This is a genomic window from Clostridium sp. MCC344 (assembly GCF_018785365.1).
In the GTDB taxonomy this organism is placed as follows: domain Bacteria; phylum Bacillota; class Clostridia; order Lachnospirales; family Lachnospiraceae; genus Pilosibacter.
Genome location: NZ_WQPQ01000086.1, coordinates 137046 through 152113 on the forward strand (window position 1 = coordinate 137046; position 15068 = coordinate 152113).

Below are 15068 nucleotides of genomic sequence, written 5' to 3' on the forward strand. Positions count from 1 at the left end.
CACCGGTATCGGAGGAAGCGGTATGAGAAGAACAGGCTGGAAACGCATACGAAACAAAATGAGCCGCTGTGCAGGATATGTTTATAAGGGAAAAGCGAGGAAAACGATGATGGCGGCAGCGATCGGAATTGGAGGTGCTGTACTTTTGAGTCTTACAGACTCCGGAACAGCAGGGATGACTGCCTATGCTTTCAACATTGGTCCGGGCATGGAGGATCACGATATCATATATTATCAGGAGCAGCCGGAAAACAACCCGGCTTACAACAACGGCTGGACTTCCAATGTCGGCCCCGGAGCGTCCGGCTCCAATCCGGGCGGCGGTCTTGGCAGCGAGAAAGATTACGTGTACTCGAAAGGCCCGGGAAACGAGGCGGCACAGCAGTACGCAAAAACAGAAAACAGCACGATCTACATCCACAATACATACCGCGGTGGCAGCTGGAGACAGCGGGCTGACGGGAAATGGGCCTTATATAAGCCGGACGGAAATCCGGTCTCGAGTCAGTGGGGCTATGTAGATGGAAAGACATATCTGCTGGATATGTATGGGATCATGCAGACCGGCTGGCAGAATGTCAATGGAAACTGGTACTATTTAAACAGCAAAGGAGCTATGCAGACGGGCTGGCTCTTGAAAGAAGGAAAATATTATTTCCTGAACACGGACGGAACGATGGCATACGGATGGGTCAACGCCCAGGGCAGCTGGTACTACTTCCAGAAACCGAATGGGGATATGCTGACAAACGCTTATGCACCGGACGGACGGTACGTAAACGCAGAGGGAGTTTTGATTCAATGACGTTAAAAATCGGAAATGTGGAACTTGAAAACAATGTGATCCTCGCCCCGATGGCGGGCGTGACGGATATGCCGTACCGGATCCTCTGCAGGGAGCAGGGAGCAGGTCTGGTGTGCATGGAGATGGTGAGCGCGAAGGCGATCCTCTACAAGAATAAAAATACTCAGGAGCTCTTAAAGGTGGATGAGCGGGAGCGTCCCGTGTCCCTGCAGCTTTTTGGCTCTGATCCGGATATTGTAGCGGATATCGCGGCGAGCCTGGAGGATGGTCCATACGATATTTTTGATATCAACATGGGCTGCCCGGTGCCGAAGATCGTTAAGAATGGTGAAGGCTCTGCCCTCATGAGAAATCCGAAGCTGGTGGAGGAAATCCTTACGAAACTCGTGAAAGCGGTGAAAAAGCCGGTGACTGTGAAATTCCGCAAGGGCTTTGACGATACCTGCATCAACGCCGTGGAGATCGCAAAGATCGCCGAGAGTGCCGGTGTGGCGGCGGTGGCTGTCCATGGTAGAACGAGAGAGCAGTATTACTCTGGAAAAGCTGACTGGAATATCATCCGCGAGGTCAAAAAAGCTGTGAAGATCCCGGTGATCGGAAACGGAGATGTCTTTACACCGCAGGATGCGAAGCGCCTTGTGGAGGAGACGGGCTGTGACGGGATCATGGTGGCCCGGGGTGCGAAGGGAAATCCGTGGATCTTTAAGCAGATCACCCACTATCTCGAAACGGGCGAGCTTCTCCCGAGACCTTCCGTGGAGGAGCTGAAAGCCATGATCCTGCGCCATGGCCAGATGATGATGGAGTTTAAAGGCGAGCTGGCGGGAATGCGGGAGATGCGGAAGCACGTTGCCTGGTATACCGCCGGGTATCCGAATTCTGCGGCATTAAGAAATGAGATCAATTCGGTTGCGACACTGGAGGAGCTGACGGAGCTGATCGGGACGAGGTTATAAAATCCTACTAAGGTAATTTCACACTGTTTACATGGCATACGGACAATAAAGCAGGTGTCATCACAGCAAATTTTGAAAGAACAAAGAAAATCCGGATCTGGTTCCTCAGAAGATACCAGATCCGGATTTTGTGGTTTTGAGTGTTTAAAGGGTCATACGATGTGCGAGATTGTTGGCCTCGGAAGCAGCAACGAGACGGAACGAGGAAGCTTTTGATTGTTCAAGGTGGTAGATGAGCTGCTCTTTTGCTTTTTCCCAGTCTCCTTTCAGGCACGGTTCTACGATCGCCATGTGCTCCTTGAAGGTCGCCTCCAGACGGAAATTCGAAACATTTCCGGTCATATATCGAAAACGCTCATTCTGCGTCTGGATCGTATCATAGCTTCTGTTGATAAATTCATTCGGGCAGGCGGACATGATCAACGCATGGAAGCGATAATCGAGGTCATAGAAGGAATCCTTGTCCCGATAGATTTCTTTGTTAGGATCCCATTTCTTGAAAATATCATAGAATTCATTCAAAGCGGAGACGGAAAGATTTGCTCCGTAATGGGTCAGGACATACGGCTCATACATCATGCGGACTTCAAAGATCATATCAATGTCATTTAAGGTAAGAGGACGAACGAGGATTCCGCATTTCGGGCGGATTTCCAGAAGACCTTCCTGCTCGAGACGTCCAAGCGCATCCCGCACCGGGGTACGGCTCAGAGATAATTCAGTGGTAAGCTGTTCTTCATTCAAAAAAGTACCCGGCGCATATTGACAAGTGACGATCTTGGAACGGATCGCATTGTACGCCAGGGTTTTCAGGTTTATTTTAGGCATAATGGACTCCTGTCTTTTTCTTCTCAAATAAAAAAATATATAGACTCATACTAACACAAAACAAAATCGTTTTCAAGCAGATGTCGACGGTTTTTGCTAAAAACGTCAATTGGCGTTTTGCACAAGCCCAAAAGCTCGATTTTGTTGAAAAAGTCAAAAGTGGTGCAAATTTCTTAACACTTATTGACATTGGTGTAAAAAGTATTATAATCTGTTGTATACAACAAAGAATACAACAAAATTGATTTTGAAAAATTATATAGAAGGCAAAAATCGTAAAATTAAGGAGGAAACAACGATGAAAGCAATGTATATTGACGCACCGGGTCAGGTTTCTATTAAAGATGTAGAGATGCCGGTAAGAAAAGAAGGAGAAGTTTTATTAAAGATCCTTTACGGTGGAATCTGCGGAAGCGATCTTGGTTCCTACCGTGGAACATTCGCATATTTTGATTACCCGAGAATCCCGGGTCACGAGTTCTCCGCTGAGGTTATCGAGGCAGATGAGAACAACGCGTATGGCATCAAGCCGGGAATGATCGTAACCTGCAACCCGTACTTCAACTGCGGACACTGCTATTCCTGCGAGCACGGAATCGTAAACGCATGTATGGACAACCAGACAATGGGATGTCAGAGAGACGGTGCTTTCCAGGAATACATCACAATGCCGATCGAGCGTGTGTATGACGGTAAGGGAATGGATGCAAAGACTCTTGCAGCAATCGAGCCGTTCTGCATCAGCTACCATGGCGTGAGCCGCGCAAACGTAAAAGAAGGAGACAAAGTTCTCGTAGTCGGTGCCGGTACCATCGGTGTTCTCGCAGCGATTGCAGCAAAAGCGAAGGGTGCTACTGTATACATCTCCGATGTATCCGCAGGTAAGCTTGAAATGGCGAAGGACTTCGGTGTTGACGGAACCTTATTAAATGATTCTCCGGAAAACTTCGAGAAAGGTGTTGCTGAGATCACAAACGGCAACGGCTTTGATGTAACGATCGAGGCAGTTGGTCTTCCGTCCACATTCCAGAACTGTATCGATGCCTGCTGCTTCGGTGGACGCATGGTTCTGATCGGAGTCGGCAAGAAGAACCTTGACTTCAACTTCACACTGATCCAGAAGAAGGAATTAAATGTCTTCGGTTCCAGAAACGCATTAAAGAAGGATTTCTTAGAGCTGATCGATATCGTGAACGCAGGCAAGGCACCGCTCCACAAGATCATCACAAATACATATGCGTTTGATGATGCTGCAAAGGCATTCGATGACTTTGCGCACAACCCGGGCAATATGTTAAAGGTTGTATTTGATTTTTCCAAGATTTCTAAATAATCAAAAATCATGAAGCTTTCCCCGGGAAACGGGGTGCGAGGTCTTCTGCCTGATGGGGATCGGGCAGAGGACCGAATAAATGTTTTTAAAACAAAAAACGGAGGGAAACATTATGAAACTCAAAAAAGTTATGGCATTAACCATGGCAGGTGCTATGGCAGCAACAACACTTACCGCTTGCGGAAGCGGTTCTTCCACAACAGAGACAACAAAGGAAGCTGAGACAACAGCAGCCGCAGCAGCAGATACTACAGCAGCTGCAGCAGCAGATAACGGTTCTTCCGATGCTGAGACAGTTCTTCAGGTCGCTTTCGAGAACTCCATTTCCGAGCCGGTTGGACAGGGCTGGGAGAAAGCTCAGGAGATCATCAAAGAAAAATCCGGCGGCAAGATGGCAATCGAGATCTACCCGGATTCCCAGCTTGGTGATAAGTCTTCCTTAATCGACTCCATGCTTCTCGGCGAGAATGTCTGCACACTTGCAGACGGTGCTTTCTACGCTGACTACGGTGTACCGGATTTCGGTATCGTATTCGGACCGTTCCTGTTCGATTCTTGGGATCAGGTTTGGAAACTGGTTGATTCCGACTGGTACAAAGAGCAGTGTGACAAGCTTGAAGAAAAAGGCTTAAAGATCATCGCTTCCAACTGGATCTACGGTGAGAGACATACTCTTACAAACGTTCCGGTCAACACAGTTGATGACTTAAAGGGATTAAAGATCCGTGTTCCGTCCAACGAGATCCAGTCCAAGGGCTTCGATGTACTTGGCGCAACATCCACAGGTATGGCACTTGGTGATGTTTATCAGGCTCTTCAGACAAAGACCATCGACGGTGCTGAGAACCCGCTTGCAACTCTGTACGGCAGAAAGCTTCACGAGGTTGCTAAATACTTAATCCTTGACGGACATGTAAAGAACTTCACAACATGGGTTGTATCCGCTGACTGGTTCAACAGCCTTCCGGAAGAGCAGCAGACATGGTTACTTGAGACAGCAGAAGAAGCTGGTGAGTACAACAACGAAGTACAGCAGGCTGCTGACGCTGAGTACCTTCAGAAGATGAAAGACGAAGGCGTAACTGTTGTTGAGCCGTCCGAGGAAGTTCTTGCCGGATTCAAGGAGAAAGCACAGCCGTTCTATGAGATGGGTGCTGACTTTGGCTGGAGCGATGGCCTCTATGACACAGTTAAAAAGGCTATGGGCGCTGAATAATCCATTTTGCAGTAAATGCATAAAGTAGCTGTTCCCGGCGGATCTGTCCGCCGGGAACAGTTTCCCTGATAGGAGTCTGAAAATCTATGGAGAAGAAAGAAAATAAAGCTTCAGCGATCCTGATGAACATTGACATCGTTGTCGCTTCCATTATTCTTGCGATCCTGATCGTCCTGACATTCCTCGGCGTTGTATGGAGATATATCTTCAACGCACCATTTACATGGCTTGAGGAGGTTCAGACCTCATGTATGGTCTGGATCGTATTTGCAGGCGCAGGCGCAGCATTCCGCTCCGGCAACCATGTTGCGATCGAGATGATCGTGGACCTGATGCCGAAGAGCATGCAGAAGATCATGGAAATCCTGATTTCCATCGTAGTTGTAGTTGTAATCGGATATCTGTTCATGCAGAGCATCGGTTTCATCCAGGTGTTCGTAAAGAGCGGACGTTCCACCAGTATGTTAAAAATTCCGTATTCCTGGGTATACGGTATCGCGATCATATCCTATTTTGATATGATCATCAGCTATTTCTACGCCCTGTTCCACGGCGTAAAATCTGAGGCAAAGGAGGCAGCAAGCAGCAATGAGTAATGTGTTAATGTTATCTGCAATTGTGATGCTGGTTCTTCTTTTCTTCAAGGTTCCGGTATTTATCGCCGTCCTCGGCGGTTCCATGGTTTATTTCGTTATGAACCCGGGAATCAATACCGTTATCTTTGCCCAGCAGGCAATCATTGGTACTGAGAAAATTTCCCTTATGGCGATCCCGTTCTTCGTTTGTGCCGGTATTTTCATGAACTATACCGGTGTTACAAAGAGAATCATGGATTTCTGTGAGGTTGTAACAGGACGTCTTCCTGGCGGTCTCGCACAGGTAAACGTACTTTTATCCACCGTTATGGGCGGACTTTCCGGATCCAACATCGCCGATGCAGCGATGGAGTCTAAAATGATGGTTCCGGAGATGACAAAGAAGGGCTTCTCTCTGGAGTTCTCCAGCGTTGTAACAGCCGCTTCCTCCATGATCACACCGCTGATCCCGCCGGGAATCGCGATGATCCTTTACGGATGTATCGCGAACGTTTCCATCGGTAAGCTGTTCATTTCCGGCTTCGGTGTCGGAGGTCTTCTCTGCGTTTCCATGATGATCCTCGTAGGAGTGATCTCCAAGAAACGTGGCTATGGTCTTTTAACAACAGAAAAATTAACCTGGTCCAAATTCTGGACTGCTTTAAAACCGGCGATCCTGCCGCTGCTCCTTCCGATCATCATCATCGGTGGTATCCGTATCGGTATCTTTACAGCTACCGAGGCCGGAGCCGTAGCGATCCTCTACGCTGCATTCCTTGGTTTTATCTACCATGAGATGCACATCAAGGATATGATCCAGGGCTTAAAGGAGACTGTCTGCACGACAGCTTCTATCATGCTCATCGTATCCGCTGCGTCCGTATTTTCCTGGATCCTCACAAAAGAGAGAATCCCGCAGGCGCTGACAGCATGGATGCTTGCAAACATCCACAGCAAATATGTATTCCTGATCGTTGTAAATATCTTCTTACTGATCGTAGGTATGTTTATCGAAGGTAACGCTTCCATGATCATTCTGGTTCCGCTTCTTGCACCGATTGCTGCACAGTACGGAATCAACGAGATCCAGTTCGCAATGATCTACATCTTCAATAACGCCATCGGCGCATTATCACCGCCTATGGGAACCCTGATGTTCGTAACCTGCTCTATTACAAAGTGTAAGACCGCGGCATTCATTAAAGAAGCAGTACCGTTCTATATCCTGCTTATTGTCAACTTGATGCTCCTTACCTGGGTCGAGCCGTTTACCACATTCCTTGTAAATCTGTTCTATTAGGGTAAACTTGCTGCCAGATGGGGATCGCTATGATGCCCCGTCTGGCAGTTTTGATTTATATACCATGAATTCTTTTATATGAAGAAAGGAAATTATTATGGAACGCTTAAATTATGATGTTCTCAAAAAATCTGGTTATGATGGATATGTATTAAAAGACGCACCGGAGAAAGTTCTTCAGTTCGGTGAGGGAAACTTCCTTCGTGCTTTCGTAGATTACTGGTTCGACCTTGCAAATGAGAAGGCAGGCTGGAACGGAAAATGCTGTCTGGTACAGCCGATCGCTCCAGGTCTTGCAAAGATGATCAACGAGCAGGAAGGTCTCTACACACTGTACCTTCGCGGAAGCGAGAACGGACAGAAGGTAGACGCTAAGAGAGTGATCTCCAGCGTAAACCGCTGCTTAAATCCGTATGAGAAAGAGGATTACGAGAAGATGATGGAGGTTGCTGCAAGCGATGACCTTGAGATCATCGTTTCCAACACAACAGAGGCTGGTATCCAGTATGATCCGTCCTGCAAACAGGATGACTGCCCGCCGTCCAGCTTCCCGGCAAAATTAACTCAGGTTCTCTATCATCGTTACAAAGCAGGAAAGAAAGGTATCATCATGCTTGCCTGCGAGCTGATCGACAACAACGGTAAAGAGCTCTTAAAGTGCGTAAACCAGTACATCGAGCAGTGGGGACTTGAGGACGGATTCAAGAAGTACGTAAATGAAGACTGCACATTCTGCGGTTCCTTAGTAGACCGTATCGTTCCGGGCCGTATCAAAGACGCAAACGAAGTTGCTGAGCTTGAGCAGAAGAACGGCTACGCTGACCCGCTTACAGATGTCGGCGAGGTATTCGGCGTCTGGGTCATCGAAGGCGATGAGAAGTTAAACGACATTCTTCCGTTCAAGAAAGCAGGACTTCTTGACAAAGTATTCGTAACACCGGATATGAGCCCGTACAAGAAGAGAAAAGTTAGAATCTTAAACGGCGCTCACACAGGTTTCGTACTCGGCGCTTACCTTGCAGGCGAGAACATCGTTCGTGACTGTATGCATGACGAGGTCATCAAGGGCTTCATGAACAAGATGCTCTACGATGAGGTTATCCCGACACTTCCGCTTGACAAGAACGACTTAATGCAGTTCGCATCCGCAGTACAGGATCGTTTCAACAACCCGTTCGTTGACCATGAGTTAATGAGCATCTCCTTAAACTCCACATCTAAGTGGAAAGCAAGAAACATGCCGTCCTTCCTTGAGTACATCAAAGAGACCGGTAAGCTTCCGGAGTGCCTGACCATGTCCTTAGCGGCTTATATCGCATTCTACAGCAATGACATCCAGGCTCTGACAGACGCAGGTCTTGTTTGCAAGCGTCCGGCCGGCAACGAGTACACCGTAAGCGATGACAGATGGGCACTTGAGTTCTACTATGCGCACAAGGATGACTCCGCAGAGGCTCTTGTAAACGCAGTTCTCACTAACGAGAAGATGTGGGATCAGGATCTCACAAAGATCGCTGGTCTTGAGGAGAAGGTTGTCGCTGACCTTAAGAAGATTCGCACGGAAGGAGCAAAGGCTGCATTTGCAAGCTGCCTTTAATTAACATATGAAAGTAATTCAGATTTCCAGACTGGATAACGTAGCGGTCGCTCTTCACCCGATCAAAAAGGGTGAGGAGGTCACTGCAGGCGGCATCACAGTCACAGCGCTTGAGGACATCCCACAGGGCCACAAGATCGCGTTAAAACCGATCAAGAACGGTGAGAATATCATCAAATACGGCTTTGCCATCGGTCACGCGACAGCAGACGCAGAGGCCGGTGCATGGATGCACACCCACAACGTGAAGACAAATCTGGAAGGAGAGATGGAGTATACCTATACTCCGTCCCTCGACTTCCCGGAAAAAGTAGAGCCGGAGACCTTTATGGGCTTCCGCAGAAAAGACGGCCGCGCGGCGATCCGCAATGAGATCTGGATCATTCCGACCGTAGGCTGTGTCAATGATATCGCAAAGAAAATGGTCCACGATAATCAGGATCTTGTGAAGGGCACCATCGACGGACTCTATACATTCCCTCATCCGTTCGGCTGCAGCCAGACAGGCGCAGATCATGCACAGACAAGAAAGCTTCTTGCAGCCCTTGTCCGTCATCCGAACGCAGCCGCTGTTCTCGTATTAGGACTTGGCTGTGAGAACCTGACCCACGAGCAGTTCCTGGAAGAGCTTGGCGATTACGACCATGACCGTGTAAAATTCCTGACCTGTCAGGAAGTGGATGATGAGTTTGAGGCAGGAAGAAAGCTTCTCGAGGAATGTTCCGCATACGCAGCGCAGTTTGAGAGAGAGCCGATTCCGGTCAGTGAGCTTGTTGTCGGCATGAAGTGCGGAGGCTCCGACGGACTTTCCGGCATCACCGCAAACCCGACTGTCGGACGTTTCAGCGATATGATGGCAGCCAGAGGCGGTTCTACTGTGCTTACAGAGGTTCCGGAGATGTTCGGAGCGGAAGGTTTCTTAATGAACCGCTGTGTAAATAAAGAAGTATTCGACAAAGCCGTCAACATGATCAATGGCTTCAAGAACTACTTCATCAGCCACCACGAGGTCGTATACGACAACCCGAGCCCAGGAAACAAGCAGGGCGGTATCACCACCCTTGAGGATAAATCTTGCGGATGTGTCCAGAAGGGCGGTACAGCCCCGATCATGGATGTTATCGGCTACGGTGATCCTGTTGTCACAAAGGGACTTAATATGCTTTACGGACCGGGCAATGATCTGGTATCTGCAACAGCCATGACGGCTGCCGGAGCGCACATGATCCTGTTCACAACAGGTCGCGGAACACCGTTTGGTGCACCGGCTCCGACCTTAAAACTGGCAACAAACAGCCAGCTTGCGGAGAGAAAGAAAGGCTGGATCGACTTCGATGCCGGTCCGATCGCTGACGGCGAGACCATTGATGACGCTGCGAAGAGACTTCTGCAGCTTGTGATCGAGGTTGCCGGCGGAAAACAGACAAAAGCAGAGGAGAAAGGTTTCCGCGAGATCTCCATTTTTAAAGACGGTGTTGTGCTGTAATAACAGCTTCACAATTTTTTATGTTTCCCTTATAGAGACACTCACTTTTGGTCAGAGATGGCCGGAGGTGGGTGTCTTTTTTGAGTAATAGGAACTTCCGAGTAATTCCCTATTATATAAAAGACAGTCACGTGCCAATGATATGCATTCGCGCGAAGATGTAGACTGTCACAAGCAACCGCGCGGGGCGCGAGAATATGCCAGGGCACATTCATTGTACGGAGCATCCGAACCTGCCGCTTGCGGCAGGTTCAGTGGGCGTCCGCGTGGGATCGTCCTATATTTTAAAAGACCCCGGCAGTGTCCTGTGAGAGACACTGCCGGGGGTAAGTAGGGGGAGTATGGGTATGACGATTGGAATCAGTCTGTAAGTCTACATTTACCATGCTGGGGAAGGAGCGGGACTAAATAATGTAATTATGAGGTGTGGTTCTCCGGAACGGTTTCAGTGTCTGGTGTGGACGGTATTGCTGAATCACCCGTGCCGGAACTTAAATCGGAAGTACCAGGTTCAGGTTCTGCGTCTGTGGGAGCTGCAGTTTGTTCATGATGTACAGCCGGGATCGTAAGTCCGCTGACATTGATGTTCCTGTTTACCTTTGCGTCATATGTCTGTGCCTTCAGAATATCCCGGAAATCCACACCGGTGGCCTCAGACATAGTATCAAACACCTGCTGCATGACAGCAGCTGTATTTCCGGAGATCTCGCTGACTCCGCTTCCGTTTGTGCCGTTTGCACCGCCGGTTCCGTAGATATTGACCTTGTCGATAGAGGACAATGGCTTCGCGATCTCTGCGGCCATCTGCGGCATGATGCCAACTAACATCTCGACGATAGCAGCGTTATTGTACTTCGCGTAAGCTTCCGCTTTTTTCTCCATACCTTCCGCCTCCGCGACGGCCTTTGCCTGGATCGCTGCTGCCTCCGCCTCACCGCGGGCACGGATTCCAGCAGCTTCCTGCTCCGCCTGATATCTTGCGGCATCTGCCTTTGTACGCATGGCTTCCGCTTCTTTTTCTAACTCATATTTTCTGGCTTCCGCTTCACGCTGGCGTTTTGCAAGCATCGCCGCCGCTTCCTGCTCGACCTTGTAGCGTTCCGCATCGGCTTTCTTGTTGACTTCCGCGTCTAACTGCTGCTGCTGTACGGCAACTTCCTGCTTCCGAAGTTCTGCTTCGCGCTCTGCCTTTGCGATCTGAGCATTCACGGTAGCTGTCTGGATCGTTTTTTCCTGTTCCTGCTTCTGGATCTCATAAGCAGCGTCCGCCTCCGCTTTCTTCGTGTCGGAGTGCTTCTGAAGCTCTGACTTACGGATCTCCAGCTCATTATTTTTCTCCGCGATCTCTGTCTCCGCAAGTACGCGGGCATCGTTGGCAGATTTGTTCGCTTCTGCCTGGGCGATGGCGATATCGCGGTCTGCCTGAGCTTTTGCGATCGCGGCGTCCTTCTTGATCTTTGAGGTGTTGTCAGCACCAAGATCCCGGATCAATCCATTATCGTCAGTGACATTCTGGATATTACAGGACAGGATCTCGATTCCCAGCTTATCCATGTCCTTGGATGCCTTTAGCATAACCTGATCAGAGAAAGAATCACGGTCGGTGTTGATCTCCTTTAAGGAGAGAGTACCGATGATCTCACGCATGTTTCCCTGGAGGGAATCCTGAAGATCCATGGTGATATCCTCGGGCTTCTTATTTAAGAAGTTTTTTGCTGCCAGACGGATCCCTTCCTGAGATGGGGTGATCCGTACCTTGGCAACCGCATCGACATTGACATTGATAAAGTCATTTGTCGGAACAGACTGTTCTGTCTTGATATCGACCGTCATCTGTCCGAGATACAAACGGTCCATCCGTTCAAAGAACGGGATCCGTATTCCGGAACGTCCGATGAGGATCTTTGCGTCATGCTTAAGACCGGAAATAATATAAGCCTGATCCGGCGGAGCTTTCACGTATCCACATGCGATAAGGACAAGGATCAGAATCAGAATGACTGCAATGGTGATAGGGATGATCAGATGATTCAAATTCATAGAAACTCCTTTCTGGACCTTGACTTTTGTTGCAAAATTCTCATGTGTAACAGAAAAGTTTGAGGAATTTCCTGTTACATATAAAGGCACATTCCTTTTTGCTAAATTCACAGTATCAGAAAATATCAGAAAACACAATACATTAAAATAAGATGTAAGAATACGTAAGAGGAATGTAATTGTAATGCCATAAATTTGCCACATAGATTACACTTTTCTTAAAATTGAACACTGCAGGTTGATAGTGGAAAAAGTTATGGTATATTGATAGATAGAAGAGGTGGATCGTGTCGAAATATAAAATGGGCTGCATTGGTTGCTTACTGTTATGTACCACTTGAAAGATGTGGGAGTATTTTCGACTGAGATAAAAGGGAGGGATCGCATGGATACCAGGATCTGGATGCAGGAGTCGTTTTGGGAGAGTACAGAGGAACAGAATGGGAAAGAGAGTCCGCAGGAAAACGCTGGACATCTCTCAAAAGACCAGTATGAAAACGGCAGAAATAAGCCGGTGGATCAAAAGACAAGTCTCTGGCAGCAGACGTATGAGAATATCCTGGTTGGGATGGGAATGTGTGTGATCACGCTGAACTTTCTTCTATTAAATTATATCCTGCCTTCGATCGGTATTTTGATGATCTTTCTGGGACTGCGGAGATTAAGGAGAGAAAACCGATGGTTTCGGAGTGCATATGGGCTTGCTGGGATCAAACTGCTTCTTACGATATTTCTTCTGATCGTTGGAACATATATCGGCAGGGAAAGAATCGAAGCAGCAGAAGCTTGGAAGATAGTTTCTATTCTCGTTGGAATCTTGCCGCTGCTAATTTTTATCTGTTTCTTTTACGGTTTAACCATCGAATTAAAGAAACGTGGTGAAAAGGCGGAAAAAAACAATCTGATCCATATGATCCTCTGGTATGCGCTTGTCGCGTGTCTCGCACATATCGCTGGCGGAAATTATAATGATCTTATCATTGGACTTATTTTTCTGGCAAACTATATCCAGATCCTTATGGCGACCAGTCGTATGGCAGCACGCCTGGAAAAAGCCGGATATATTCTGGAAGAATATCCGGAGCGGATCCCGAATGGAAAATGCGCGTGGGCTGCTGTTCTTGTGACGGCTGTAGGGATTCTGATCGGATATGGATTTTTGGGTTCGTACCGTATGAACTGGGCAGAGAAAGAGACGACGACAAATGCGGAGTGCGAGGAGATCCGGACACATCTTTTGTCCCTTGGATTTCCGGAAACGATCCTAGATGATCTGAAGGAGGAAGATCTCTTGGAATGCCGGAATGCGAGACGGGTTCTTACTGAGACAAATGATTATCCGATCAATGATGGAGTGGAAGTTGCAGTTTCACAGGATGGCTATACGCAGTATTCGAGAGAATATGAAAAGAAGGAACTGAGACTCAGCGGGGTTGCCGTGGAACTGGAAAAAGAAGGAACATGGAAGGTGATCCATCATTTCCGTTGGACAGAAGCTGTACGTTTCCGGGGGACAGAGGCGTTGCAGCTCTTTCCTGCTTACCGGGAGAGCGGGAGCGCATGGATCGGACAGGGTGATCTGACTGGGCAGGTTCTCTATGACAGAAACGGAACATCGTATCAGGCGGAGTACGCGGTACTGGAAGACAGCACGTATGAAACGGGAGAAAACTGGCCGTTTTATCAGAGCAGGGAATCGAGCAGCATTTTTGCCGAGTTTTCCATGCCTCATCGCGGCGAGAATTGCCGCGGATATGTGGCTTATAATATGGGAAATAATGAACCTGGGTGGTGGATCGATTCCTGGCTCAATTATGTACACCAGAAGATCATGCTCCAGTATCCGGTCATGACGGCAGCTCAGAACCGCAAAAATGGCAGTTGGACCGATGATCCGGTGTTCATCACGGTGCAGGATGCACTGCAGGTATTACCGGAAGGGGAGGTGTAGATGGCTGAGAAGATACGAAAGTTCATGAGATCAGAACGCGGTCGGGCGTTTGTAAATGCCATGTTCATTCTCGCGACCATGGTTAGGGGAAGCGGTATGATGTTTCTGGCAGATATTTTCTGGGTCGTCTGGCTACTTTTTTGTATCAGGGAGAGTAAAACGAAAGCAGAGAGAGTAATATATGGATGCTTTGTTGTAGTAGGTGTCGTACTGTTTGGGATGAATTTGTATGGATGGTGGACGATAAGAAGATGATCGGGAAAGCGGACAGAACCTGAAAATGGTTCTGGCTGAGAGGAAAAACGCATCTCAAAACAATATTTTGTATTTATAAGAATTGATAATAACAAAATGTAGATATTGCACACACAAAAGAAAAAAATGAAAAAAATGGAAAAAACAGTTGACTTTTGGCCTGGAATTTGATATTATAATACTCGCCTTGAGCGACAGGGCAAAACTTATTGACAGTCATTAGGAAAACTTCTTAATCACTTCAAAAAGTTGAAAAAGTTCTTGACAAATCAAACGTGATTTGATAGAATAAATGAGTTGTCTCTGAGACATAGAAACAACGAAAAACAGTTCCTTGAAAACTGAACAGTATGTAAAACCCTGAAAATTCTTATAAAAATGGTCTTTTGGTTTAGACCATGAATGAGAACATTCGGAACAAAACCTAACAAAACAGTAGAACGGTTTAAAAATTAGCCAAGCTAAATTTTGAACCTGGACAACTCAACGAGGAAGTTCGAAACCTTCGGCTTCGAACTAAGCTTTTACGTAATACTCGTGAAAGACCTCGTATAAGTAAAAGCTTATAACATGAGAGTTTGATCCTGGCTCAGGATGAACGCTGGCGGCGTGCCTAACACATGCAAGTCGAACGAGGTAAATGAGTTGAAGTTTTCGGATGGATTCTTATTTACCGAGTGGCGGACGGGTGAGTAACGCGTGGGTAACCTGCCTCATACAGGGGGA

12 protein-coding genes and 1 rRNA gene are annotated in these 15068 nt (G+C 47.7%); 11 read left to right on the forward strand and 2 right to left on the reverse strand.

Annotated elements, in window-relative coordinates; translation table 11 throughout:
• The first annotated feature begins 22 nt into the window (after nt 1-22).
• Nucleotides 23-805 carry an N-acetylmuramoyl-L-alanine amidase family protein gene (locus GPK90_RS17410; protein ID WP_215703552.1) on the forward strand — a complete coding sequence of 261 codons (783 nt, stop codon included), beginning with the start codon at nt 23-25 and terminating at the stop codon, nt 803-805.
• A complete protein-coding gene (dusB, locus tag GPK90_RS17415; protein ID WP_015552585.1) occupies nt 802-1761 on the forward strand; it encodes a tRNA dihydrouridine synthase DusB in 960 nt (319 codons plus the stop codon). The genes GPK90_RS17410 and dusB overlap by 4 nt, the downstream gene beginning before the upstream one ends.
• 144 nt (nt 1762-1905) lie before the next feature.
• Here the strand turns inward: dusB and GPK90_RS17420 are convergent, their stop codons facing one another.
• Entirely contained in the window at nt 1906-2589 is a 684-nt protein-coding gene (locus GPK90_RS17420) for a GntR family transcriptional regulator (RefSeq protein WP_215703545.1), read from the reverse strand.
• Nucleotides 2590-2887: 298 nt separating this feature from the next.
• On the opposite strand from GPK90_RS17420, the gene GPK90_RS17425 reads away from it, so the two are divergent.
• From GPK90_RS17425 to GPK90_RS17450, 6 genes are all read left to right on the forward strand, one after another.
• On the forward strand, nt 2888-3922 hold the full coding sequence (locus GPK90_RS17425; protein WP_015552581.1) for a zinc-binding alcohol dehydrogenase family protein: 1035 nt from the start codon (nt 2888-2890) through the stop codon (nt 3920-3922).
• A gap of 112 nt (nt 3923-4034) precedes the next feature.
• Nucleotides 4035-5138 (forward strand): C4-dicarboxylate TRAP transporter substrate-binding protein, encoded by a 1104-nt coding sequence (locus GPK90_RS17430; protein WP_215703546.1) that lies wholly within the window; start codon nt 4035-4037, stop codon nt 5136-5138.
• Between the two features lie 86 nt (nt 5139-5224).
• Nucleotides 5225-5734, forward strand: coding sequence for a TRAP transporter small permease (locus GPK90_RS17435; protein WP_015552580.1), 510 nt, complete (start codon nt 5225-5227; stop codon nt 5732-5734).
• Complete coding sequence (locus tag GPK90_RS17440) at nt 5727-7013, forward strand: TRAP transporter large permease (RefSeq protein ID WP_015552579.1); 1287 nt, start codon at nt 5727-5729, stop codon at nt 7011-7013. The genes GPK90_RS17435 and GPK90_RS17440 overlap by 8 nt, the downstream gene beginning before the upstream one ends.
• A gap of 97 nt (nt 7014-7110) precedes the next feature.
• Complete coding sequence (locus GPK90_RS17445; protein WP_015552574.1) at nt 7111-8610, forward strand: tagaturonate reductase; 1500 nt, start codon at nt 7111-7113, stop codon at nt 8608-8610.
• Between the two features lie 7 nt (nt 8611-8617).
• Nucleotides 8618-10096 carry a UxaA family hydrolase gene (locus GPK90_RS17450; RefSeq protein ID WP_215703547.1) on the forward strand — a complete coding sequence of 493 codons (1479 nt, stop codon included), beginning with the start codon at nt 8618-8620 and terminating at the stop codon, nt 10094-10096.
• 417 nt (nt 10097-10513) lie between these two features.
• On the opposite strand, the gene GPK90_RS17455 is transcribed toward GPK90_RS17450, so the two are convergent.
• Entirely contained in the window at nt 10514-12136 is a 1623-nt protein-coding gene (locus GPK90_RS17455) for a flotillin family protein (protein WP_118532290.1), read from the reverse strand.
• A gap of 385 nt (nt 12137-12521) precedes the next feature.
• On the opposite strand from GPK90_RS17455, the gene GPK90_RS17460 reads away from it, so the two are divergent.
• The 3 genes from GPK90_RS17460 to GPK90_RS17470 form a co-directional block, all read left to right on the forward strand.
• Nucleotides 12522-14087, forward strand: coding sequence for a hypothetical protein (locus GPK90_RS17460; protein ID WP_118532288.1), 1566 nt, complete (start codon nt 12522-12524; stop codon nt 14085-14087).
• The gene (locus GPK90_RS17465) at nt 14088-14342 is read left to right on the forward strand and encodes a hypothetical protein (RefSeq protein ID WP_021905270.1); all 255 of its coding nucleotides are present in this window, start codon (nt 14088-14090) and stop codon (nt 14340-14342) included. It abuts the gene before it with no gap.
• A 566-nt stretch (nt 14343-14908) separates the two neighbouring features.
• Nucleotides 14909-15068: ribosomal RNA gene (locus GPK90_RS17470) — 16S ribosomal RNA — on the forward strand; the annotation flags it as partial.

Bases quoted from the DNA above. Each gene is read 5' to 3' on its own strand.
- GPK90_RS17410 (WP_215703552.1), top strand. From the start codon at position 23: ATGAGAAGAACAGGCTGGAAACGCATACGAAACAAAATGAGCCGCTGT.
- GPK90_RS17445 (WP_015552574.1), top strand. From the start codon at position 7,111: ATGGAACGCTTAAATTATGATGTTCTCAAAAAATCTGGTTATGATGGA.
- GPK90_RS17425 (WP_015552581.1), top strand. From the start codon at position 2,888: ATGAAAGCAATGTATATTGACGCACCGGGTCAGGTTTCTATTAAAGAT.
- GPK90_RS17450 (WP_215703547.1), top strand. From the start codon at position 8,618: ATGAAAGTAATTCAGATTTCCAGACTGGATAACGTAGCGGTCGCTCTT.
- GPK90_RS17455 (WP_118532290.1), bottom strand. From the start codon at position 12,136: ATGAATTTGAATCATCTGATCATCCCTATCACCATTGCAGTCATTCTG.
- GPK90_RS17465 (WP_021905270.1), top strand. From the start codon at position 14,088: ATGGCTGAGAAGATACGAAAGTTCATGAGATCAGAACGCGGTCGGGCG.
- GPK90_RS17460 (WP_118532288.1), top strand. From the start codon at position 12,522: ATGGATACCAGGATCTGGATGCAGGAGTCGTTTTGGGAGAGTACAGAG.
- dusB (WP_015552585.1), top strand. From the start codon at position 802: ATGACGTTAAAAATCGGAAATGTGGAACTTGAAAACAATGTGATCCTC.
- GPK90_RS17435 (WP_015552580.1), top strand. From the start codon at position 5,225: ATGGAGAAGAAAGAAAATAAAGCTTCAGCGATCCTGATGAACATTGAC.
- GPK90_RS17430 (WP_215703546.1), top strand. From the start codon at position 4,035: ATGAAACTCAAAAAAGTTATGGCATTAACCATGGCAGGTGCTATGGCA.
- GPK90_RS17420 (WP_215703545.1), bottom strand. From the start codon at position 2,589: ATGCCTAAAATAAACCTGAAAACCCTGGCGTACAATGCGATCCGTTCC.
- GPK90_RS17440 (WP_015552579.1), top strand. From the start codon at position 5,727: ATGAGTAATGTGTTAATGTTATCTGCAATTGTGATGCTGGTTCTTCTT.